This is a genomic window from Aquiluna borgnonia (assembly GCF_013283855.1).
Lineage (GTDB): Bacteria > Actinomycetota > Actinomycetes > Actinomycetales > Microbacteriaceae > Aquiluna > Aquiluna borgnonia.
This window is the reverse complement of sequence record NZ_CP054056.1, coordinates 902,764-923,856: the sequence shown is the minus strand read 5'-3', so window position 1 is coordinate 923,856 and position 21,093 is coordinate 902,764. Positions and strand designations below refer to the sequence as shown.

The window sequence follows — 21,093 nt, the reverse complement described above, 5'->3', positions numbered from 1 at the left end:
TAAAAAATAAGTTTCATGGTCCCAAGGGGTGGGTTTTTGTGACAAACTTTCCCTTGCTTCGGTGCCCCCGCTAGCTAAGTCCATGATCAGGTAAATGAACCACTGACTAGGAATCGGTGGAAAGTAGGAGATTGAAATGAATCAAGGCCTTCCTCAAGACCCAATGATGCGTCAGCTAGTGCAGATGGCAAGAAGCAAGATGCTTTCACGTCGTGCAGCCCTACTTGGCCTGGGTGGAACCGCAACCGCTCTGACTCTGGCCTCATGTTCCAGCGGTACCGAGAGTGCCCTTACTCCTGCTGAAGACCTTTCGGACTCTGAGAAGGTGTTGGTCTGGCACAACTGGCCGCTTTACATGGATGGCGAGGATGACGGTTCCTACCCAACTCTGAACCGTTTCACCGAGCAGTCTGGCATCAAGGTCGAGTACATGATGGAAATCGATGACAACGACACCTGGTACGCAAAGGTAAAGGACCAGCTAGCGCTTGGCACCGACCCAGGATTTGACGTTGCCTGCCCGACCAACTGGTTGGCGGACCGCATGATCGGTCTGGGCTACCTCCAGACCATGGATAACGCCAACATGCCAAACAAGGTGGCCAACTTGGCTCCTGCCTATCTCGGCAACGCCAACGACCCAGAGCGCACCTTGAGCGTTCCCTACCAGGGCATCATCGGTGGCATCGTCTACAACAAGGCGATGTACAAGGAGGCAACCGGCAAGGATGCCCCAACCTCGATTGCAGATGTCTGGGCTCCAGAGCTGAAGGGCCGCGTTGGTCTGATTTCGGAAATGCGCGACTCGGTTGGTCTAACCCTGCTGAGCCAGGGCGTTGACATCACCGACCCCAACTCGCTGACCGAGGATGCATTCAACGCAGCTGTAGAGTTCATCGCGGCTCAGGTTTCATCCGGTCAAATCTTCAACATCAAGGGCAACTCCTACGGTGAGGACCTGGTAAACGGCAACATCATCGTGGCCCTTGCTTGGTCTGGAGACACCACGATTTTGAACTTCGAGGTTGAGGAAGATCGCTTCGGATTTGTTATTCCAGACACTGGTTCAACCATCTCCGCTGACACCTTTGTGGTTCCTATGGGATCGGCTCACAAGAAGAACGCAGAAGCTCTAATCAACTACTACTACGACCCAGTGAACGCCGCGGAGCTCGCTGCCTACGTGAACTACGTAACTCCAGTGGTTGGCGCCAAGGAAGAGATGATGAAGCTCGACCCTGAGCTGGCCGAGAACCCACTGATCTTCCCATCGGAGGAGTTCCTGGCGAATGTTCACACCTTCCGCGCCCTAACCGGCCAGGAGGAGCAGCGCTTCGCTACCGCGTGGCAAAACGTATTGCTGGGCGCATAGGTGGCGACTGACTTCGTAGCCAGGGGTCAGGACCTAGAGCTGGTAGGAATCCGCAAGGAATTCCCCGGCTTTACGGCAATTGAAAATCTCGATCTGAAGATCCCAGCGGGCGAGTTCTTCGCCCTGCTGGGGCCTTCGGGTTGCGGAAAAACTACAACGCTTCGTATTGTTGCCGGCTTAGAGGAACCAACCTCAGGTCGAGTACTAATCGGTGGCAAGGACGTTACCGCCACCAAGCCTCACGAGCGCCCGGTCAACACCGTTTTTCAGAATTACGCGCTTTTCCCGCACATGACGATTTTGGAGAACGTGGCCTTCGGCCTTCGTCAGCGCAAGGTCGCGGAGCCTCTCAAGAAGGCCACCGAGTCGCTCGCCCTAGTCGAGCTAGAGCATCTAGCTCAGCGCAAGCCTCAGCAACTCTCCGGAGGTCAGCAGCAGCGGGTGGCTTTGGCCCGCGCCCTGGTGAATCGCCCAGCCCTGCTCCTTCTTGATGAGCCTCTGGGAGCGCTGGACCTGAAGCTTCGCAGGCAAATGCAGGTTGAGCTCAAGGCAATCCAAATGGAAGTCGGCCTTACCTTCCTGCACGTCACTCACGACCAGGAGGAGGCCATGGATATGGCCGACACCGTAGCGGTAATGAATCGCGGTCAGATTGAGCAGATGGGCGCTCCAGAAGCCCTTTACGACCGGCCAAAAACCGCATTCGTTGCAAGGTTCCTAGGGCAGTCCAACATTTTTGTCGGCGAGGTGGTTGAGGAAAACTCGAACACCATTTCGATTAGCTGCAACGGCCAGCGCATCGCAGCCCCCAAGGCTCGCAGTGAAAAGCACTCCGGAAAGGTAGCGCTTGGAGTTCGTCCTGAGAAGGCGACCTTCCACGAGGAGAAGCCAGATCTAAACTCTGACCACAACCTGGTTGGACCCGGGGAGATTATCGACATCCGTTTCACCGGTGTTTCAAACCAGTACCTCATTGACGTTCCTGGATTTGGTGACATCACGGTATTTGCCCAGAACGTGGGCAAGAGCCCGGTTGTAGAACTCGGTGCGCACGTCTGGGTCAGCTGGAAGGTTGAGCACGCCTTTGGTCTGAGCGATCTGCCACTCAAGGCAGATAACGACGAGGAGTAGGCCTTGGCATTTGTAGCGCTGGGTCAGGGTTCATCGGCAAAGAAGACTGAACTAACAAACTCTTCTAGGGTTGCGTTTATTCTGCTGGCCCCCGGAATGATTTACCTGGGGCTGTTCTTCCTGACGCCTTTTGTTTCGCTGGTTATCACCTCGCTTAAGACTGCCTCGATGACCGGGGAAATCGGGATGTATGACTACGCGGTGCAAATTTCAAATTATGCCTATGCCGTGGACCAGTATTTGCCGCAAATCCTGCGCAGCTTTGCCTACGCGCTGGTCGCAACCCTAATGGCCCTTCTGATCAGCTACCCAATTGCCTACTTCATCGGTGTGAAAGCCAGAAATAAGCCACTGCTGCAGGCACTGCTACTGACCCTTGTCATCGCTCCGTTCTTCATCAGCTTTTTGCTGAGGACCTTCGCTTGGAAGCAAATCTTTTCCAATGAGTCACCGGTGACACAGTTCATCTCATCGCTAGGTTTGTTGGCCGAGGGGCAGTACATCATTGGAACCGACTTTGCCGTGATCGCTGGTCTCACCTACAACTTCATCCCATTTATGACCCTACCGATCTACACCTCACTTGAGCGCCTGGACATCAGGTTGGTCGAGGCCGGAGCAGACCTCTATGCAAACCCTGCCAAGACCTTCTGGAAGATAACCTTCCCGCTCTCACTCCCAGGTGTGATTTCAGGAACCCTGCTGACCTTCATCCCAATTTCCGGAGACTACGTCTCGGCCTCTCGCGACTTCCTCGGAGGCAGCGACACCGCCATGATTGGAAACGTAGTTGAGGCAAACTTCTTCCGCATTCAGGATTACCCAACGGCTTCAGCTCTGTCAGTAATGCTGATGGCAGCAATTGTGATCTTGGTCTCGATGTATGTCCGCAAGAGTGGAACAGAGGACCTGCTGTGAAGTTTTCGCTGGGGAAGTACCTACTGCCGACTTACGTTGCACTGGCATTTATTTTCACCCTCATTCCGATCGCCTACACCTTTGTTTTCTCCTTCAACAAGGTGGAGAAGTCCAACATTGTCTGGAAAGAGTTCACCTTCGACAACTGGCTAAACATGTGCGACCAGCCGGTGGTCTGTGAGGCGTTTGGAAATTCTGTTGCCATTGCAATCATTTCCACACTAATTTCCACCGCCCTGGGTACTGCCATCGCAATTGCACTGGGACGCTATAAATTCAAGGGGCGCGCCGCCACCAACCTCCTGCTGTTTTTGCCGATGGCAACCCCAGAGGTTGTCATGGGAGCTGGCTTGGCTGCTCAGTTCCTGAACGTTGGGATCTCAAAAGGTTTTTGGACCATCGTGGTTGCTCACGTGATGTTCACCCTTAGCTTTGTGGTGGTTACGGTCAAGGCGAGAGTTGCCACGCTTGACCCAAGACTTGAAGAGGCCGGACGCGACCTCTACGCCAATGCCAGACAGGTTTTTTGGAGAATAACTTTCCCATTGCTGCTGCCTGGAATCATGGCAGCGGCGATGCTCTCGTTCGCGCTCAGCTTTGATGATTTCATCATCACGCAATTCAACTCAGGACCCGAGACCACTTTCCCCAAGTTCGTCTACACCGCAGCAGCCAGGGGCATCCCACCGGAGGCTAACGTGATTGGCTCGCTGGTGTTCATCATTGCGATCGCAATCGTGATGGTGGTGCAGGTCAGGGCAAGCCTGAGAGCTAAAAAGCTTCGTTCCTAGTCCCTGTATAGAGCTTCGACTGCCTCGCGGAAGTGCGCGTGGTGATGAGCAACATCTTCCTCATCTGTAGCCGGTGACATCAAGGCCATGTTGTGGAAGGGAGTCATCAGGATGCCGCGGTTAATGGCGTGAAGCTGCAGGTACTGCTGCAATTCAAAGTCATCAGCATCGGCTGCCTCTCGGCCGGTGATCGGAGCGGTAGCTCGGAAGCTGTACTCGCCGCGGCAACCAATTCTTGAAACCTGCCAGGGCAGTTCGAACTCATCAATTACCTGCTGAACATTTGCAACCCACAGCTCGGCAAGTTTTTCCATTCGCTCGAAAGCTTTCGGGGTCAAAACCTCTGAGAGGGTTGCCCTCACCGCTGCCATGGACAAAGCGTTTCCTGCCAGTGTGCCACCAACGCCTCCAATGTCGATCGACTCCAGGTTCGTAGAGGTCGCAATTCGCATCGCCAATTCCTGGGTCAGGCCAAATGCACCAACCGGTACTCCACCGCCAATTGTTTTGCCGAGAACTACAGCGTCTGGCTGAAGGTTGTACTTCCTGGTCATACCTCCGGGGCCAGCCGAGATGGTGTGGGTTTCATCCAGAATCCAAATCACGTCGTACTTCAGGCACAGCTCCTGCATGCCCTCGAGGTATCCGGGCTGGGGGAGCACAATGCCGATATTGGTGAGGGCCGGCTCCATAAGCATGGCCGCCACCTCACCGGTTGCGAAAGCCCGTTCAGCCGCCTCAAGGTCGTTGAATGGAATTACCACCGTGGTTTCTTTGAGGTCGATCGGCTTTCCAACGTTGTCCCTGCGGGGAACTGTGTTTCCCGCATCGTCCATCACGGCAAATGTTTCGTCGACGGTGCCGTGGTAGCAGTAGTCGTGGATTGCAATCTTGGAACGTCCAGTGACGTGCCTGGAGTAGCGAAGCATGTGACGGTTGGCATCAGTTGCACTGAGGGTGAACTGCCACTTCGGCAGACCGAAGCGCTCGGCCAGCAAACTTGCTGAGGCAATTGCATCCTCGGTGGGAAGCATAAAAGTCGAACCCTTGGCAATCTGGTTCTGAACAGCCTTGACGGTTGGGTCTGGAGCGTGTCCGCACATTGCGCCGGTGTCACCAAGGCAGAAGTCGGTGTACATGTTGCCATCCACGTCGGTGAAGTGAGCGCCCTTGGCGTGCTCCACGTAGACAGGATATGGTCCTGGCCACTTGGACATCCAGATCATCGGAACGCCCTCAACCATTGGACCCAGGGCCTTCTCATGGTTCTCACGAGATGCCGGGTGGGTGAGGATGTAGCGGTTGTTCTCTTCCCTAAAAAGGTTGTCTAGGCGCTCTCTGTCGCCGTAGGCCTGCACGATGAATCACCTTCGATTCTGACTTGATTCCAAAAAGGGGCTCATCTGAGCCCCTTCAGCCACACTAAGGGGTTTATGCCAACTTTGCCAAACCGGCAGCGAGCACATCTAGAGCATCTGTAAGCAGCTCATCAGTGATGGCGAGTGGAGGAAGGAACCGAATCACGTTGTTGTAGGTTCCGGCATTCAGGATTAGCACACCATTCTCGTGGCAGTGCTTCACCAAAGCCTCTACGGCAGGGGGATTTGGCTTCTTGGTGCCGGGTTCCACCAGTTCAATGGCAACCATTGCACCCTTGCCTCTTACATCGCCGATAACGGGGTGCGATGACTTCAGATCATTCAATCTTGAGTAAAGGAGCGCTTCAATTTCTAATGCTCGCTCGAGCCAGCCACCTTCTTCCAGCTGCTCAAGCACTGCCACTCCGGCAGCGGTAGCGGTGGGGGAGCCTCCAAAGGTTCCTCCAAGGCCACCCGCGTGCGAGGCGTCCATAATCTCGGCTCTGCCGACTACACCGGACAGCGGCATGCCGCCGGCGATTCCCTTGGCAACGGTGATCAGGTCTGGCTCGAAGCCCTCCTCCCACTCGCAGGCAAACCACTTGCCAGTTCTCGCAATACCCGACTGCACCTCATCGGCAACCATGACGATGCCGTTGGCGCGGCACCAGGATCCCAGGGTCCTGAGGAAGCCGGGGGCTGGAACGATGAATCCTCCCTCACCCTGGATTGGTTCAATGAAAACTGCTGCCAGCTGGGTGGCTCCCACCCGCTTCTCCAGGTAGGTAATTGCCCGAGTTGCCGCTTCTTCACCGGTCATTCCCTCTGAATCTCGGAACGGGTAGCTCATGGGCGCGTGGTGGACACTTCCCGCCAGCGGACCGAAGCCGGTGCCATAGGGGTGCATCTTGAAGTTCATGCTCATGGTGAGGTTGGTGCGGCCGTGGTAGGCGTGGTCAAATACTGCAATTTCAGTTCGCCCAGTCGCCTTGCGAGCAATCTTGACGGCGTTCTCAACTGCTTCGGCACCTGAGTTGAAGAATGCGGCCTTTTTCTTGAAGTTTCCTGGAGCGTGCTTGACGAGAAGCTCACCAACTCGAACGTAAGGCTCGTAAGGGGCAACTGTGAAGAGCGTGTGGGTTAGCTTCGCAACCTGATTTTGCACTGCTTCGACCACGCGCTGGTTGGTGTGACCGATGGTCACTACGCCAATGCCGCTACCCATGTCAATCAGTTGGTTGCCGTCAACGTCCTTCATGATGGCACCGTGGGCCTCATCGATGAAGATCGGCAGCAGGGTTCCCACACCAGCCGCAATTACTTCCTTGCGACGCTCTTGCATCTTGGTGGAGGTTGGACCTGGAATAGGGGTGACGAGAATTCTTTTTTGCTCAAGGCTCATGCCCTAAGTCTAATTTCAGAGGACGTCAGGAGAAGCCAAGTTCACTCAAGATTCTTGGGTAGTTCTAAGCTTTCAGTCATGCGCGAAGTCATTGTTATCGGTTCGACAGGTTCGATTGGGACCCAGGCACTGGAAGTGATTCGTGCCAACCCCGATCGACTCAAGGTAGTCGGCCTCAGCGGCTTTAGGAATCTGGACCTTTTGCGAGCTCAGGCTGAAGAGTTTGGGTTGACCGAATCAAAAATGGCAGTCGGTCCCGATGCAGCGGCAGCTCTGGTTAGAAGTCAAAGTTGCGATGTGGTGCTCAATGGAATGACCGGTTCTGCGGGCCTTGCGGTTACAGTGGCGGCCCTCGAGCGGGGCAGGACCCTGGCGCTAGCGAACAAAGAGTCCCTGATTGTGGGCGGACCGCTGGTAAAGCAGCTTTCAAAACCCGGACAAATTGTCCCGGTTGATTCAGAACACAGCGCCATTGCCCAAGCGATGCTCGCAGGTAAAAATTCGGAGGTGCAAAAGCTAATCCTCACCGCGTCGGGCGGGCCGTTCCGAGGCTTCAGCAAAGCTCAACTTGCCCAGGTAACGCCCGCTCAGGCTCTTAGGCATCCAACATGGGACATGGGGAAGGTGGTGACCACAAATTCAGCCTCGCTGGTCAACAAAGGCTTGGAGGTGATTGAGGCCCACCTACTGTTTGACGTCCCGTTTGAGCGTATCGAGGTAACCGTCCACCCGCAGTCTGTTGTGCACTCAATGGTTGAGTTTGTGGATGGGTCTGTGATTGCCCAGTGCTCCCCACCTGACATGAAACTTCCGATAGCGCTGGGAATGATGTGGCCGGAGCGCTTGGCGGGAGTGGCTCAGGCTGTGGATTGGACCAAATCCCACACCTGGACATTTGAGCCGGTAGACGAGGCGGTGTTCGGTTCTCTCCGGCTAGCTCGTGAGGTTGGCATGGCTGGCAGCACCTTCCCGGCCGTCTATAACGCCTCTAACGAGCAGGCTGTTGAGGCTTTCCATGCGGGAGCACTTCGATTTGACCAAATCTTCGATGTGATTGAGTCATGTGTTTCCCAACATGTGCCAACCGCAGAGCTAAGTCTTGCAGCGGTTTTGGAAGCGGAGCGCTGGGCCAGGGTTACTGCAGATTCGCTGATAGCAAATCTCTAAGTCTCCGCCCTGGGTTAGCCTTGAGGAATGCTTGACGTAATTTCCTACCTCGCCGGAATCCTGGTGGTAGTTGTCGGCATAGCGCTTTCCATCGGCCTTCATGAGCTGGGTCACTACCTACCGGCGAAATACTTCAATGTTCGCGTCAAGCAATTCATGGTTGGGTTCGGTCCGACGGTCAAGTCTTGGCGCAGGGGTGAGACGGAATTTGGCATCAAGGCGATTCCGCTTGGCGGCTACATCTTGATGACCGGCATGTTCCCACCCGAGAAAAAACCAGCCAGGGGACCTTTCGCGCGCTGGATTGCAGAAGCCCGTAATGCTGAGCGCGAAGAGATTTCCGAATCAGATAATGGTCGTCAATTCCATCAACTGAGCCCCTGGAAGAAAATCGTCGTCATGCTCGGCGGACCCGTTATGAATCTGATCCTGGGCTTCGTGCTTATAGTCTCGGCGCTCGCAGGCATTGGGACTATGCAAAACAGCCTCACTATCGATGGGGTCGCTCAGTGCACAGAGGTTGACATCGAAGGTAATTGCCCCTCGGAAGCGCCGCTGTCTCCGGCTGCCCAGGCAGGTCTAATGCCCGGCGATGTGGTGGTGGGCGTCAACGGGCAGATGGTCTCCCAGTGGGAAGAGATTATTGACGGCTTCAATCAGAATCTGGGTGCCAGCTCAACGCTTGAGGTGAGGCGCGGGGATGAGCTGGTGTTTGTGACGCTGACCCCTATTTTCACCGAGCGTCCGGTTTACTCCCAAAACGGGGAGGTTCAGCGCGATGAGGCTGGAGCTCCCATCACCGAATTTCGCCCGCTGATCGGTGTAATACTTCAGCCTCAAAATGTCCCCTTGCCGCTCACCGAAGCGACGAGTTATGCATTTGATGCCACAAGATCAACCTTTGATTTCATTCTGCGATTGCCCCAGGAGGTTTGGGCGGTAGCGGCGTCCACCTTGGGTTTCAGCGAGCGAGACCCAGCTGGAGTGGTCTCCATTGTTGGAGTGGGTCAGATTGCCGGGGAGGTTGGATCTGCAAACATCCCCCTGGAATCCAAACTTGCCACTTTGCTGATGCTGCTGGGGTCACTTAATCTCGCGCTGTTCGCCTTCAATTTGATTCCGCTTCTACCGCTCGATGGCGGTCACGTGCTGGGAGCAATCTACGAGTCAATCAAGCGCCGCACCTACCGGATTTTGGGCAAAGCAGACCCCGGTGCGATTGACAACGCCAAAGCTCTCCCGCTGGCGTATTCGATGTGGCTGGTCTTAATAGCCGTTGGAATTTTGGTGATCCTGGCCGACATACTCAATCCAATCTCGCTGGGCTAGGAACAAAGTTTCAGCTGAGCTGTTTATGCTTGTGGGCAGTATGAAGGGACAACATTGCCAGCCGTAAACCTTGGTCTTCCAAAAACTCCTCCACCAACTTTGGCTCCGCGCCGAAAGACCCGCCAGATCATGGTGGGGAAGGTTGCGGTCGGTGGCGATGCCCCCATCTCCGTGCAGTCCATGACCACCACTCCAACCACCGATGTGAATGCGACCCTGCAGCAGATTGCGGAGCTAACGGCTTCCGGCTGCGACATTGTGCGCGTGGCGGTTCCTTCTCAGGATGACGCCGATCGACTTCCCATCATCGCGAAGCGCTCTCAGATTCCAGTCATCGCGGACATCCACTTCCAGCCCAAGTACGTGTTTCAAGCAATTGATGCCGGCTGTGGCGCGGTCCGTGTGAACCCTGGAAACATTCGCAAGTTCGACGACCAGGTTGGCGAAATTGCCAGGGCCGCAAAAGCCGCGGGAGTTTCAATTCGCATCGGCGTCAATGCTGGCTCACTGGACCCACGTCTTCTGGAGAAGTACGGCAAGGCCACCCCTGAGGCTCTTGTTGAGTCTGCAGTTTGGGAGGCGAGCCTGTTCGAAGAGCACGACTTCCACGACTTCAAAATTTCTGTCAAGCACAACGACCCAGTTGTCATGGTGAAGGCCTATGAGCTGCTATCGGAGCGTGGAGACTGGCCGCTTCACCTTGGGGTAACCGAGGCGGGTCCGGCCTTTCAGGGAACCATCAAGTCTTCCGTTGCCTTTGGCGCCCTCCTGGCCAAGGGTATCGGCGACACCATTCGAGTTTCCCTTTCAGCCCCGCCGGTTGAAGAAATCAAGGTCGGCTCTCAGATCCTCGAGTCCCTCAACCTTCGCCCAAGAAAGCTGGAGATTGTTTCTTGCCCGAGCTGTGGGCGTGCTCAAGTCGATGTCTACACCCTTGCAAACAATGTGACCGAGGGACTGCAGCACTTGACCGTTCCGATCCGAGTTGCCGTCATGGGCTGTGTGGTGAACGGTCCCGGCGAAGCCAGAGAAGCGGATCTTGGTGTTGCCTCGGGTAATGGCAAGGGCCAGATCTTTGTGAAGGGGGAGGTCGTCAAGACCGTTCCCGAGAGTGAGATTGTTGCAACTTTGATCGAAGAGGCAAACCGAATTGCAGCGGAGATGGACCCCAGCATTCTTGGTACAGCTCAGGTAATGGTCGCTGACAAGTAGCTAACATTGAGCCCATGCCTATTCGCCTGAGCTCACTATTTCTCCGCACGCTTCGAGAAGATCCAGCTGATGCTGAGGTCGATAGCCACCGCCTTTTGGTGAGAGCTGGATACATTCGCAAGAACGCGCCGGGTATTTTTACCTGGCTGCCACTGGGACTGATGGTCAAGGCCAAGATCGAAAAGATTGTGCGCGAAGAGATGGCCAATGCTGGAGCGCAGGAAGTTTTCTTTCCAGCCCTGCTGCCACGCGAACCCTACGAGGCCACCGGTCGCTGGGAAGAATACGGCGACAATCTCTTTAGGCTTCAGGACCGCAAAAAGGCCGATTACCTGCTTGCCCCAACTCACGAGGAGGTCTTCACCCTTTTGGTGAAGGACCTTTACACCTCCTACAAAGACCTGCCGCTGTGTATCTACCAGATTCAGAACAAGTACCGAGATGAGGCAAGACCTAGGGCGGGCCTGCTTCGCGGACGTGAATTTGTAATGAAGGACGCCTACTCCTTTGATGTTTCGGATGAGGGTTTGGCCGCTAGCTATCAGGCGCAGCGTGATGCCTACGAGCGCATTTTCCAGCGACTTGGTGTTGAGTATGCAGTTGTTAAGGCAGATGCCGGTGCCATGGGCGGCTCAAAATCTGAGGAATTTCTAAACCCCTCAGAAATCGGCGAGGACACCTTTGTTCGCTCACCGGGCGGATTTGCCGCAAACGTTGAGGCTGTGCGCTTTGCAGTTGCGGCGGATGTTGACGGCTCTAAGAATCCAGCCGCTGAAACCCACCCTTCCCCAAACACCCCAACCATTGCCACCTTGGTTGACTACTCAAATCAAGCTCACCCCAGGGCATCAGGTCCGTGGAGCGCTGCTGACACCCTGAAGAATGTGGTGCTGGCACTCACCTCACCGGAGGGCAAGCGAGAGCTGGTTGTGGTCGGTGTTCCTGGAGATCGCGAGGTTGACCAGAAGCGCGCCGAGGCATGGTTTGGCCCCAATGAGGTCGAGGCTGCGACGGAGGCAGACTTCGCTAAGTTCCCGCAGCTGGTCAAGGGCTACATCGGTCCGGTTCAAGCCGGGGCTCAGTTCCTCGGTGAGAAGGCTGCAAGCGGTATTCGCTATCTGCTCGACCCAAGAATTGCCAGGGGAAGCGCATGGATTACCGGTGCAAATGTGGACCAGCACCATGTCTGGAACCTCACCTACGGCAGAGACTTTGAGGCGGACGGCATTGCAGATATTGCCGAGATTCGAGCCGGAGACCCGGCCCCGGATGGCTCGGGGCCTCTCGAGCTTGCTCGCGGTATAGAGATCGGTCACGTCTTCCAGCTCGGCCGCAAGTACGCAGAGGCGCTGGATCTCAAGGTGCTAGATGAAAATGGCAAGCTCGTGACGGTTACCATGGGCTCCTATGGAATCGGAGTGACTCGATTGGTCGCGGTAATTGCCGAGGCTAATAATGACACCAACGGCCTGATCTGGCCGGAGGCAGTCGCCCCCGCAGATGTTCACATCATTGCCGCAGGCAAGGACGAAGAGCCTTTCCTAGCTGCCGAGAAGCTGGCCGCTGAGGCTGAAGCTCTCGGACTTTCCGCCATGCTAGACGATCGCCAAAAGGTCAGCCCCGGGGTCAAGTTCGCGGATGCAGAGCTAATTGGTGTCCCTTGGATCATCATCTGCGGCCGCGGGGTAGCAGATGGCGAGGTGGAGCTGTGGAATAGACGCAGCGGCGAGCGCGTCCAGGTAAAGCTAGAATCTGCAGTAGCTCAGCTAATGGCTGCGCGGTCATAACAGAACACAAGGAGCGGCAAATGGACATCGACATTTCGGTGTTACGCCTTTTAGAGCGTGAAAAAGAGATTCCATTCGATGATTTGGTAAACATCATCGAAGCCGCGATTTTGGCCGCTTATCTCAAGAATTCTCAAGATCACGCCAAGGGCCCGAGGGCTCAGCTCGACCGCAAAACCGGACACGTTACCGTGCTAGCCCCCGAACTTGATGAGTCGGGCGAGCAAATTGGCGAAAAAGATGTCACCCCAGAGGGCTTTGGTCGGGTTGCTGCCTATGCGGCCAAGCAGGTTATTGCCCAGCGCATGAGGGAGATAGCCGACGAGGGATTGCTCGGAGAATTCAAGGGGCGCGAGGGCGATATCGTTGCCGGTGTAATTCAGCAGGGCTCTAGGTCAAACATGGTCTATGTGAACCTGGGCTCCATTGAGGCTCTTATGCCTCCGGAGGAGCAGGTTCCCGGGGAGAATTACGCGCACGGCACCCGAATCAGGGTCTATGTAACTTCGGTGCAGCGGGGACCGCGCGGACCTCAGATTACCGTTTCAAGAACTCACCCGGGTCTGGTGCGAAAACTGTTCGCCCTAGAGGTTCCCGAGGTTGCCTCCGGTCAAGTCGAGATTGCCTCTGTGGCAAGGGAGGCCGGACACCGCACCAAGATCGCGGTCATCGCCAAGGAGCCAGGAATCAACGCCAAGGGAGCATGCATCGGCGAGTTGGGCCAGCGAGTGAGAGCGGTATCTGCGGAACTCAACGAGGAAAAAATTGATGTCGTGGACTTCAACGAAGATTTGGCTCGTTTCGTTGCCCACGCACTGTCTCCCGCAAGAGTTTCCGACGCCTTTGTCATCGACGCTGCAACCAAGGCAGTCCGTGTGCTGGTCCCGGATTTCCAGCTCTCGCTAGCGATCGGCAAAGAGGGTCAGAATGCCAGATTGGCCGCCAAGCTAACCGGCGCCAAGATTGACATTCAGCCCGATTCGATCCTCGAGGGCTAGTGCTCCTTGGTCCCATGGCCTAGTATGGAGCCAACAAGAACCTGCGTTGGCTGTCGCCGACGCGATTCGAGAAGCGCCTTGTTTCGTGCTGTTAGTCAAAACGGGCTCCTTGTTCCGGATGACCAAAAAAGTCTTCTCGGCAGGGGAGTTTGGTTTCACTTCCAATGTGCGGAGCTGGCAATTTCTCGAAATGGGTTCACAAAAGCCTTGGGCTCGGTGGTCATCACCGAATTTGAGGCCTGGCACAGACAGGCAAGAAATGATGCTGGAAACACGATGAGTACCTCGAAATGAGACCCACTCACAACTAAGGCCTGCCTGTTCAGGGAGGCCCTGAACAGGAGAAATAAGTGGCGCTTCCACGCGTATACGACCTCGCAAAAGAACTTGGCATTGACACCAAGATCGCTCTATCCAAGCTTGAAGAGCTTGGTGAGTATGTCAAAGGTGGTTCTTCCACCATCACCCCTCCGGTAGCGGCAAAGCTGCGCGCTGCCTTCCCTAAGGTCGAGAAGCCAGCTGCCAAGCGCGAAGCAAAGCCAGAAGCAGCAGCTCCAGCGGCAACCCCAGCCCCAGCGGCTCCGAAGCCTCCAGCTCCCGCTGCCCCGGCAGCCGCTGCACCAGCGACACCAGCGACACCAGCAGCCCCGGCGGCTCCTGCAGCTCCGGCTGCTTCCGCTCCAACACCGCTGCAGGGCATTCCTCGCCCCGGAAACAATCCTTTTAGCTCCAACCAGGGCATGGGCATTCCTCGCCCAATGGCTCGCCCTGGTAACAACCCCTTCAGTTCCAACCAGGGCATGGGCCGCGGTCCTCGCCCCGGCGGTGCCCCAAGGCCGGGTCAGGGTGGACCGCGTCCAGCTGGCGCGCCCCGCCCCGGTGGAGCTCCTCGTCCCGGCGGTGCGCCTAGACCTGCGGGAGCAGGCTTTGGTTCACCTCGCCCGGGCGGTGCTCCTGGATTCGGTGCTCCATCAGCTGGTGCTCCGGGCCGTCCAGGACCAGCGGGCCGAGCTGGTCGCGGTGCTGGCACCGCAGGTGCCTTCGGTAAGGGTGGTTCAAAGAGTAAGAACCGAAAGTCGAAGAGAACCAAGAGAGAAGAATTTGAGCAGAGAGAGGCTCCGAGCCTTGGCGGTGCGATGGTGCCTCGCGGCGACGGAACCACAGTGGTTCGTCTTCGCAGGGGATCTTCAATCCAGGACTTTGCCGACAAGATTGGCGCAAACGCTGGTCAGTTGATCACCGTGCTGTTCCACCTTGGGCAGATGGCAACCGCCACCGCATCGCTTGATGAGGACACCTTCCAGATTCTCGGCGTCGAGCTGGGTTACAAGGTTGAGGTGGTTTCTCCAGAGGACGAAGAGCGCGAGCTCTTCGAGGGCTTCGGTCTCAACATTTCAACCGATATCGATGACGAGGATGACGAGGATCTACTTCCAAGGCCTCCGGTTGTAACCGTTATGGGTCACGTTGACCACGGTAAGACCAAATTGCTTGACTCGATTCGAAACGCCAATGTCGTGGCAGGTGAGGCCGGCGGCATCACCCAGCACATCGGTGCCTACCAGGTTCACGCCATGCACGAGGGTATTGAGCGCGCCATCACCTTCATTGACACCCCGGGTCACGAAGCCTTCACCGCTATGCGTGCTCGCGGTACTCAGGTGACAGACATTGCCATCTTGGTGGTAGCGGCGGATGACGGCGTCATGCCTCAGACTATTGAGGCGCTGAACCACGCCCAGGCTGCCCAGGTGCCAATCGTTGTCGCCGTGAACAAGGTCGACAAAGAAGGTGCCAACCCGGCCAAGATTCGCCAACAGCTAACCGAGTTTGGTTTGGTGGCCGAGGAATACGGTGGCGACGTTATGTTCGTTGACGTCTCAGCTTTGAAGGGCATGGGCATCGAGCAGTTGCTCGATGCGGTCTTGCTGACCGCTGATGCGGCCTTAGACCTGCGGGCTAACCCTAACAAGGATGCTCGAGGCGTAGCCATTGAAGCCAACCTAGACCGCGGTCGTGGTTCGGTAGCAACAGTCCTGATTCAGTCTGGAACCCTTGAGGTTGGAGATGCGATTGTGGCTGGAAGCTCTCACGGTCGCGTTCGTGCCATGTTTGACGAGAATGGCGTGGCTGTTGAAAAGGCGTTCCCATCCAGACCTGTTCAGGTTTTGGGACTTCAGTCGGTGCCTCGCGCTGGAGACACCTTTGTGGTTGCAGAAGATGAGCGTCAAGCTCGCCAGATTGCTGAAAAGCGCGAGGCTGCCGATCGCAATGCCCTGCTTGCCAAGACGCGCAAGAAGATGTCGCTTGAAGACTTCACCAAGGCCCTTGAAGAGGGCAAGGTCGAGTCACTCAACCTCATTATCAAGGGTGACGTTTCCGGTGCTGTTGAGGCTCTGGAGGACAGCTTGCTCAAGATCGTCGTGGACGATTCAGTGCAGCTGCGCATCATTCACCGCGGTGTTGGTGCAATTACCGAGTCGGACGTCAACCTGGCAACCGTGGACTCTGCGGTCATCATCGGTTTCAACGTGCGTCCCGACAACAAAGCCCGGGAGCGTGCCGACCGCGAGGGCGTCGACGTTCGTTTCTACAGCGTCATCTACAACGCGCTGGACGACATTGAGAGCTCGCTCAAGGGCATGCTCAAGCCAGAGTACGAAGAGAAGCAAATGGGTACCGCAGAGGTTCGAGAGATCTTCAAGTCCTCGAAGTTTGGAACCATTGCTGGTTCTTATGTGCGCTCCGGTTTGATTCGACGCAACGCCATGGCCCGAGTGCTGCGCGATGGCGTCATGATCAAGGAAGGTCTAAAGGTCGACTCGCTCAAGCGCTTCAAGGACGATGCGACCGAAGTCAAGACCGACTACGAGTGTGGTATCGGACTGGGTGACTTCAACGACATTCTGGTGGATGACGTTATTGAAACCTACGAGATGGTCGAGAAGCCGAGGGTCTAGTGGTTGATCACGCACGTGCTCGAAGGCTGGGGGAGCGCATCAAGGTCCTCGCAGCCGAGGCACTGGTTGAAGTTGTGAAGGATCCGGATCTGGGATTTGTAACCATAACCGATGTCCGGGTAACTCCCGACCTCACGCAGGCAAGACTGTTTTACACGGTGCTTGGCGGGACAGAGGAGTTGGAGCAGTCCAAGGAAATTTTGGAGCGCAACAAGGGAAAACTTCGCGGAGCCATCGGCAGACAGTTGGGCATCAGGGTGACACCGACTATCGAATTGGTTCACGATGAGATGCCGGCATCCGCAGGTGCCCTCGCTGATCTTCTAGCGGAGGCCAAGCGCAGGGATAAAGAGGTTGAGCAACTTTCCAAAAACGCCCAACCGGCCGGCGAAGCTGACCCCTACATCAAGCCTAAAAACCTGGAGGACTAGTGGCCGGGTCTCTGGTGCTGATCGATAAGCAACCGGGCTGGACCTCGCACGATGTCGTTGCCAAACTGCGCGGCATTATGGGGACCCGAAAGATAGGTCACGCGGGAACGTTGGACCCGATGGCAACCGGTCTGTTGGTCCTCGGGGTGGACAGCGGCACCAAACTTTTGCAATTTATCTCAGGTTCGGATAAGAGATACAGCGCGACGATTCGTCTTGGCCAGGCCACCCATACTGATGATGCCGAAGGTGAAATTGTTTTTTCGGCTGACGCCTCGCACCTTGGCGAGGCAGACATTCAATCCCAGATCGCCCTGCTCAGGGGTGACATCTCTCAGGTGCCATCCTCGGTTAGCGCGATAAAGGTTGATGGCAAGCGCTCCTATGATTTGGTGCGACAGGGGCATGAGGTCGAACTCAAGTCTCGTCCGGTAACAATTTTTGACTTTCATCTCACCTCAAATATTCGGCATGACTCCGGTCTTATCGAGTTTGACGTCGAGGTTCACTGCTCCTCCGGGACCTACATCAGAGCGCTGGCTAGAGATATCGGAGTCGCCCTGGGAGTAGGCGGGCACCTTCGAGCCCTTCGGCGAACCCAAATCGGAAACTTTGACGTGAAAGACGCCTCAGTACTGGATGGCGACATTCATCCACTTTCTTTGGTGGATGCAGCTCGTGAAGTATTTCCCTTGATTGAACTCAATGCGAATCAGGCCAGGGATGTCGTTCACGGCAAGAGGATTTCAGCTGGCAGTTCTGGGACATTTGCAGGTCTTTGGCAGGGTGATCTGCTGGCCATTTTGGAACCTGCCGGGTCACAGCACAAATCTATGGTGGTCTTCCCGGAGGTATTTAGTGCTTGAGTGGTGGTATTTGGCGCAGGTCTGGTTTGGCCTTGGGGCCGGGTTGTTACTGGTGCTGCTTGGCCTTATTGGTCGCCGACCCTCAGGGTTCTCACTGGCGCTTACGGCAGTGAGTGAATTTGGGCTTCTGATGCAGCTGATCGCCTCCATTACCTTGGTGGTATTGGGACAGCGGGCCGTGGTCGACACCTGGGAGTTTTTCGGCTATCTGCTGGTGGCTATTTTTGTCCCAGTTGCGGCGATGATATGGGCTCTGGTTGAGCGCAGTCGCTGGTCTACCGTTGTGCTTGGGGCCGGCGTCCTGACTGTTGTGGTGATGCTGGTTCGAATGCAGCAGATTTGGACTGGAGTCCCCGCAACATTTGCTTGAACATCAAAAGCAGTTCACCAGTCGTTTACTTACTGTTTCACTAAATTCAATCAATTGACTCCACTCTTGAGGGCATGAGTACTGAGCAGCCCGTTGCTAAACCGCGACGCCTTGAGGCAAAGCCCTTTTTGCTCGCCGACAAGATCTTTTTTGGCCTAGCAAACGCAGCGGCCTACTCGGCGATTGTGATCATTCTGCTGGTTCTGGTGTTCTTGCTGGGTCGCGCCTGGCCGGCATTCGCAGAGCAGGGAGTCCTCGCATTCGTTACGGGTGCGGGCTGGGATAACTCCACAGACCCAATTCTGATGCGCATTGGTCCAATGCTTTACGGAACGCTGCTAATCGCTGCTCTGGCCGTTGCTTATGCTGTTCCCCTAGCAATTTCCATCGCCTACTTCATTGAGTTTTTGGCTCCAAAGTCGCTCTCAAAGATTGCAACTCTTTTGATTGACTTGCTCGCAGCAATCCCTTCCGTTGTCGTTGGTTTGTGGGGCTTGATGGTGTTCTCACCGGTCGCGGCTGGTTGGGCGGAAATGCTGAACGGTGGCTTGAGCTGGATCCCAATTTTCGCCCACGAAGAGGGTAACTACCTAAACTCTCCGTTCATTGCAGCCTTGGTTTTGGGGACCATGATCGTTCCGATTATCGCCTCGGTAACGCGAGAAATCTTCAGCCAGATGGACCACGAAGTCATCAAAGCTTCGTTGGCGCTTGGAGGAAACGCTGAGTCGACCTTCCGCAAGGTGATTCTCCCAACCTCCGCATCTGGAATCGTTGGTGGTGTACTGCTGGGACTTGGTCGAGCCATGGGTGAGACCGTTGCAATCTACTTCGTTTTGAACCTGGTTTTCGACCGTTTCAACTGGGCTCAGATTTTGGAGCCAGAGGGTGGAAACGTAGCGTCCCTGATTCTTTCCAAGTTCGGTGAGGCCAACGCTCAAGAAGTCGAGGGTCTAATGGCGGCAGGTGTGGTGCTGTTCGTCGTAACGCTGATTGTAAACGCCCTTGCCTCCTTCATCGTGGCAAAGGCCCAGCCATGGAGGAAAGCACAGTGAGTTTTGTAACTGCCGTCGAGAGGCCGAAGAACGCAGCTCCATGGAGCAAGATTTCCGCGGGTCTGAGAATTGCCATGATTGCCGGTTCCGTGATCCCACTGGCCATCGCCTCACTGGTTTTCTTTGCAACCGGCTGGGACTTCATGGTCGTGTTGCTTCTTGTTTTCCTCCCCCTGCAGATAGTCGGAGGCGGCTTCGCTGGTTTTGTAGGCTACGGCCGACGTGGAATCTTGGATGGCTTGCTGGTAGTCGTGACTTTGTTCCTGTCCTTCTTCGTTCTCGTGCTGCTGATCTCAGTCCTGTGGTCAGTAATTCAGGCCGGCTCCCAGGCGCTAAGCCCGCATTTTTTCTATCAAAACAACCGCTACGTGGCGCCGACTTCGGACCTTAGCTTTGGTGGTGTGGGTCACTCAATTTTGGGAACTCTGATGATTGTTGGCCTGACCACGGTCATCACTGTTCCGCTTGGTGTGCTAACCGCCGTTTACATCACGGAGACCCAGGGCAAGAGCCGTGGATTCATCAGAACCCTGCTTCAGGCTATGTCCGGTCTTCCATCTGTGGTTTCCGGTTTGTTTATCTACGCGGCCCTAATTGCCTCGGGTTACTCGCAGTTCGCCGGTTACGCAGGCTCCCTGGCGCTGGTTCCTCTGATGCTCCCCACCGTTGCCCGAGTGGCCGAGGAATCGTTGCGACTTGTGCCCAAGGAGCTTAGGAACGGAGCCCTCGCGCTTGGAGCCCCAAGCTACAAGGCTTTCCTGATGGTGACCTTGCCAGCTGCTCGCTCGGGAATTATCACCGCGATGCTCTTGGGCATTGCGCGTGTTATTGGTGAGACAGCTCCTCTGCTATTGACCACTTTCAATGCCAACGAAACTAACTTGAACATCTTCGCTGGCGGCATGTCCTCCTTACCCACATACCTCTACCAGAACGTAAACCTGGGATATGACTACGCCGTTGACCGCGCCTGGGGTGCGGCTCTGGTCATCATGATCCTCGTTGGTGTAATTTTCGCCGCCGCAAGGTTGGCCTCCAACTCGACTCCTTCTGCAAAGAAAGGCAAAAAATAATGAGCGTCGCATCACACTTGAGGGCTGACAACGTAAACGTCTGGTTCGGTTCGAGACACGTCCTCAAAGACGTGAACCTCGAATTCCCAAGCAACCAGGTCACAGCACTGATTGGACCATCGGGCTGCGGAAAGTCCACCTTTATTCGCACCCTAAACCGCATGCACGAACTCATTCCCTCTGCGGGCTTTGCTGGACGAGTCATGCTGGACGGTGATGACATCTACGAGCCAGGGACCGACCCGGTCAACGTCAGGCTGAAGATCGGCATGGTTTTCCAGAAGCCAAACCCATTCCCAACCATGTCCATCAAAGAGAACGTTCTCTCGGGCCTGAAGCTGTCGGGCCGCTCTATAGAAAAGGGTGGTGGCGAGCTGGTTGAGGAGTCACTGCGCAGAGCGTCTATGTGGAACGAGGTTAAGGATCGCCTAGGCGAGCCAGCTATCTCGCTTTCCGGTGGCCAGCAACAGCGTCTATGCATTGCTCGTTCACTCGCGATGATGCCAGAGGTATTGCTGATGGATGAGCCTTGTTCAGCGCTTGACCCAGGTTCCACACGCCGTATCGAGGAGACCATTCTTGAGTTGAAGGAGTCGATGACCATTGTCATCGTGACTCACAACATGCAGCAGGCGCAGCGAATCGCAGACCAGACCGCATTCTTCCTAGCGGAGGATGGAGAGCCGGGTCACGTTGTTGAATTTGGTGCCACCGACAAGATCTTCCATGGGCCAATTGACGAGCGCACCAACGCTTACGTAAACGGTCACTTCGGTTAATCATTCATTAACCTTTCGTTCGCCAACCCGTAAGACGGTTACTAGACGAAGTTAAGTTCCATCACGTTGGCTAAAGGAGTCACGTGACATCACA

Annotated in this window: 19 protein-coding genes; 17 read left to right on the top strand and 2 right to left on the bottom strand. The window is 55.7% G+C overall.

Annotated features, from left to right (window positions below; translation table 11 throughout):
• The first annotated feature begins 136 nt into the window (after nucleotides 1-136).
• From HRU87_RS04740 to HRU87_RS04725, 4 genes are read left to right on the top strand one after another with little or no spacing between them, the layout of a single operon-like run.
• Nucleotides 137-1,372 (top strand): ABC transporter substrate-binding protein, encoded by a 1,236-nt coding sequence (locus HRU87_RS04740; RefSeq protein ID WP_173493784.1) that lies wholly within the window; start codon nucleotides 137-139, stop codon nucleotides 1,370-1,372.
• The gene (locus HRU87_RS04735) at nucleotides 1,373-2,503 is read left to right on the top strand and encodes an ABC transporter ATP-binding protein (protein WP_173493783.1); all 1,131 of its coding nucleotides are present in this window, start codon (nucleotides 1,373-1,375) and stop codon (nucleotides 2,501-2,503) included.
• Between the two features lie 3 nt (nucleotides 2,504-2,506).
• A complete protein-coding gene (locus tag HRU87_RS04730; RefSeq protein WP_246247208.1) occupies nucleotides 2,507-3,421 on the top strand; it encodes an ABC transporter permease in 915 nt (304 codons plus the stop codon).
• Nucleotides 3,418-4,212, top strand: a complete 795-nt coding sequence (locus HRU87_RS04725) for an ABC transporter permease (RefSeq protein WP_173493782.1) — start codon at nucleotides 3,418-3,420, stop codon at nucleotides 4,210-4,212. Before HRU87_RS04730 ends, HRU87_RS04725 begins: the two co-directional genes overlap by 4 nt.
• Here the strand turns inward: HRU87_RS04725 and HRU87_RS04720 are convergent.
• Nucleotides 4,209-5,570 carry a transaminase gene (locus tag HRU87_RS04720; RefSeq protein ID WP_173493781.1) on the bottom strand — a complete coding sequence of 454 codons (1,362 nt, stop codon included), beginning with the start codon at nucleotides 5,568-5,570 and terminating at the stop codon, nucleotides 4,209-4,211. The genes HRU87_RS04725 and HRU87_RS04720 overlap by 4 nt on opposite strands.
• Before the next feature lie 73 nt (nucleotides 5,571-5,643).
• A complete protein-coding gene (gabT, locus tag HRU87_RS04715; protein ID WP_173493780.1) occupies nucleotides 5,644-6,972 on the bottom strand; it encodes a 4-aminobutyrate--2-oxoglutarate transaminase in 1,329 nt (442 codons plus the stop codon).
• 78 nt (nucleotides 6,973-7,050) lie between these two features.
• On the opposite strand from gabT, the gene dxr reads away from it, so the two are divergent.
• From dxr to pstB, 13 genes are all read left to right on the top strand, one after another.
• Nucleotides 7,051-8,139 (top strand): 1-deoxy-D-xylulose-5-phosphate reductoisomerase, encoded by a 1,089-nt coding sequence (dxr, locus tag HRU87_RS04710; protein WP_173493779.1) that lies wholly within the window; start codon nucleotides 7,051-7,053, stop codon nucleotides 8,137-8,139.
• Between the two features lie 27 nt (nucleotides 8,140-8,166).
• Nucleotides 8,167-9,468 (top strand): M50 family metallopeptidase, encoded by a 1,302-nt coding sequence (locus HRU87_RS04705; RefSeq protein WP_173493778.1) that lies wholly within the window; start codon nucleotides 8,167-8,169, stop codon nucleotides 9,466-9,468.
• Between the two features lie 54 nt (nucleotides 9,469-9,522).
• A complete protein-coding gene (gene ispG / locus HRU87_RS04700) occupies nucleotides 9,523-10,680 on the top strand; it encodes a flavodoxin-dependent (E)-4-hydroxy-3-methylbut-2-enyl-diphosphate synthase (protein ID WP_173493777.1) in 1,158 nt (385 codons plus the stop codon).
• 14 nt (nucleotides 10,681-10,694) lie between these two features.
• Nucleotides 10,695-12,467: a proline--tRNA ligase gene (locus tag HRU87_RS04695; RefSeq protein WP_173493776.1), complete on the top strand. Its 1,773-nt coding sequence runs from the start codon at nucleotides 10,695-10,697 to the stop codon at nucleotides 12,465-12,467.
• Nucleotides 12,468-12,487: 20 nt separating this feature from the next.
• On the top strand, nucleotides 12,488-13,465 hold the full coding sequence (gene nusA / locus HRU87_RS04690) for a transcription termination factor NusA (protein WP_173493775.1): 978 nt from the start codon (nucleotides 12,488-12,490) through the stop codon (nucleotides 13,463-13,465).
• A 24-nt stretch (nucleotides 13,466-13,489) separates the two neighbouring features.
• A complete protein-coding gene (locus tag HRU87_RS07230) occupies nucleotides 13,490-13,759 on the top strand; it encodes a YlxR family protein (protein ID WP_173493774.1) in 270 nt (89 codons plus the stop codon).
• A gap of 56 nt (nucleotides 13,760-13,815) precedes the next feature.
• Complete coding sequence (infB, locus tag HRU87_RS04680; protein WP_173493773.1) at nucleotides 13,816-16,425, top strand: translation initiation factor IF-2; 2,610 nt, start codon at nucleotides 13,816-13,818, stop codon at nucleotides 16,423-16,425.
• Nucleotides 16,425-16,856 (top strand): 30S ribosome-binding factor RbfA, encoded by a 432-nt coding sequence (rbfA, locus tag HRU87_RS04675; RefSeq protein WP_173493772.1) that lies wholly within the window; start codon nucleotides 16,425-16,427, stop codon nucleotides 16,854-16,856. Before infB ends, rbfA begins: the two co-directional genes overlap by 1 nt.
• Nucleotides 16,856-17,722 carry a tRNA pseudouridine(55) synthase TruB gene (gene truB / locus HRU87_RS04670; RefSeq protein WP_173493771.1) on the top strand — a complete coding sequence of 289 codons (867 nt, stop codon included), beginning with the start codon at nucleotides 16,856-16,858 and terminating at the stop codon, nucleotides 17,720-17,722. Before rbfA ends, truB begins: the two co-directional genes overlap by 1 nt.
• Nucleotides 17,715-18,092, top strand: a complete 378-nt coding sequence (locus HRU87_RS04665) for a hypothetical protein (RefSeq protein ID WP_173493770.1) — start codon at nucleotides 17,715-17,717, stop codon at nucleotides 18,090-18,092. Before truB ends, HRU87_RS04665 begins: the two co-directional genes overlap by 8 nt.
• 74 nt (nucleotides 18,093-18,166) lie before the next feature.
• Nucleotides 18,167-19,147, top strand: coding sequence for a phosphate ABC transporter permease subunit PstC (gene pstC / locus HRU87_RS04660; RefSeq protein ID WP_173493769.1), 981 nt, complete (start codon nucleotides 18,167-18,169; stop codon nucleotides 19,145-19,147).
• Nucleotides 19,144-20,220: a phosphate ABC transporter permease PstA gene (gene pstA / locus HRU87_RS04655; protein ID WP_173493768.1), complete on the top strand. Its 1,077-nt coding sequence runs from the start codon at nucleotides 19,144-19,146 to the stop codon at nucleotides 20,218-20,220. The genes pstC and pstA overlap by 4 nt, the downstream gene beginning before the upstream one ends.
• On the top strand, nucleotides 20,220-20,999 hold the full coding sequence (gene pstB / locus HRU87_RS04650) for a phosphate ABC transporter ATP-binding protein PstB (RefSeq protein ID WP_173493767.1): 780 nt from the start codon (nucleotides 20,220-20,222) through the stop codon (nucleotides 20,997-20,999). The genes pstA and pstB overlap by 1 nt, the downstream gene beginning before the upstream one ends.
• Nucleotides 21,000-21,093 lie beyond the last annotated feature (94 nt).

Excerpts from the sequence above, each read along its gene's own strand:
- HRU87_RS04740 (WP_173493784.1), top strand. The coding sequence starts at position 137 with ATGAATCAAGGCCTTCCTCAAGACCCAATGATGCGTCAGCTAGTGCAG.
- gabT (WP_173493780.1), bottom strand. The coding sequence starts at position 6,972 with ATGAGCCTTGAGCAAAAAAGAATTCTCGTCACCCCTATTCCAGGTCCA.
- dxr (WP_173493779.1), top strand. The coding sequence starts at position 7,051 with ATGCGCGAAGTCATTGTTATCGGTTCGACAGGTTCGATTGGGACCCAG.
- HRU87_RS04705 (WP_173493778.1), top strand. The coding sequence starts at position 8,167 with ATGCTTGACGTAATTTCCTACCTCGCCGGAATCCTGGTGGTAGTTGTC.
- HRU87_RS04695 (WP_173493776.1), top strand. The coding sequence starts at position 10,695 with ATGCCTATTCGCCTGAGCTCACTATTTCTCCGCACGCTTCGAGAAGAT.
- nusA (WP_173493775.1), top strand. The coding sequence starts at position 12,488 with ATGGACATCGACATTTCGGTGTTACGCCTTTTAGAGCGTGAAAAAGAG.
- HRU87_RS07230 (WP_173493774.1), top strand. The coding sequence starts at position 13,490 with ATGGAGCCAACAAGAACCTGCGTTGGCTGTCGCCGACGCGATTCGAGA.
- pstC (WP_173493769.1), top strand. The coding sequence starts at position 18,167 with ATGAGTACTGAGCAGCCCGTTGCTAAACCGCGACGCCTTGAGGCAAAG.
- pstB (WP_173493767.1), top strand. The coding sequence starts at position 20,220 with ATGAGCGTCGCATCACACTTGAGGGCTGACAACGTAAACGTCTGGTTC.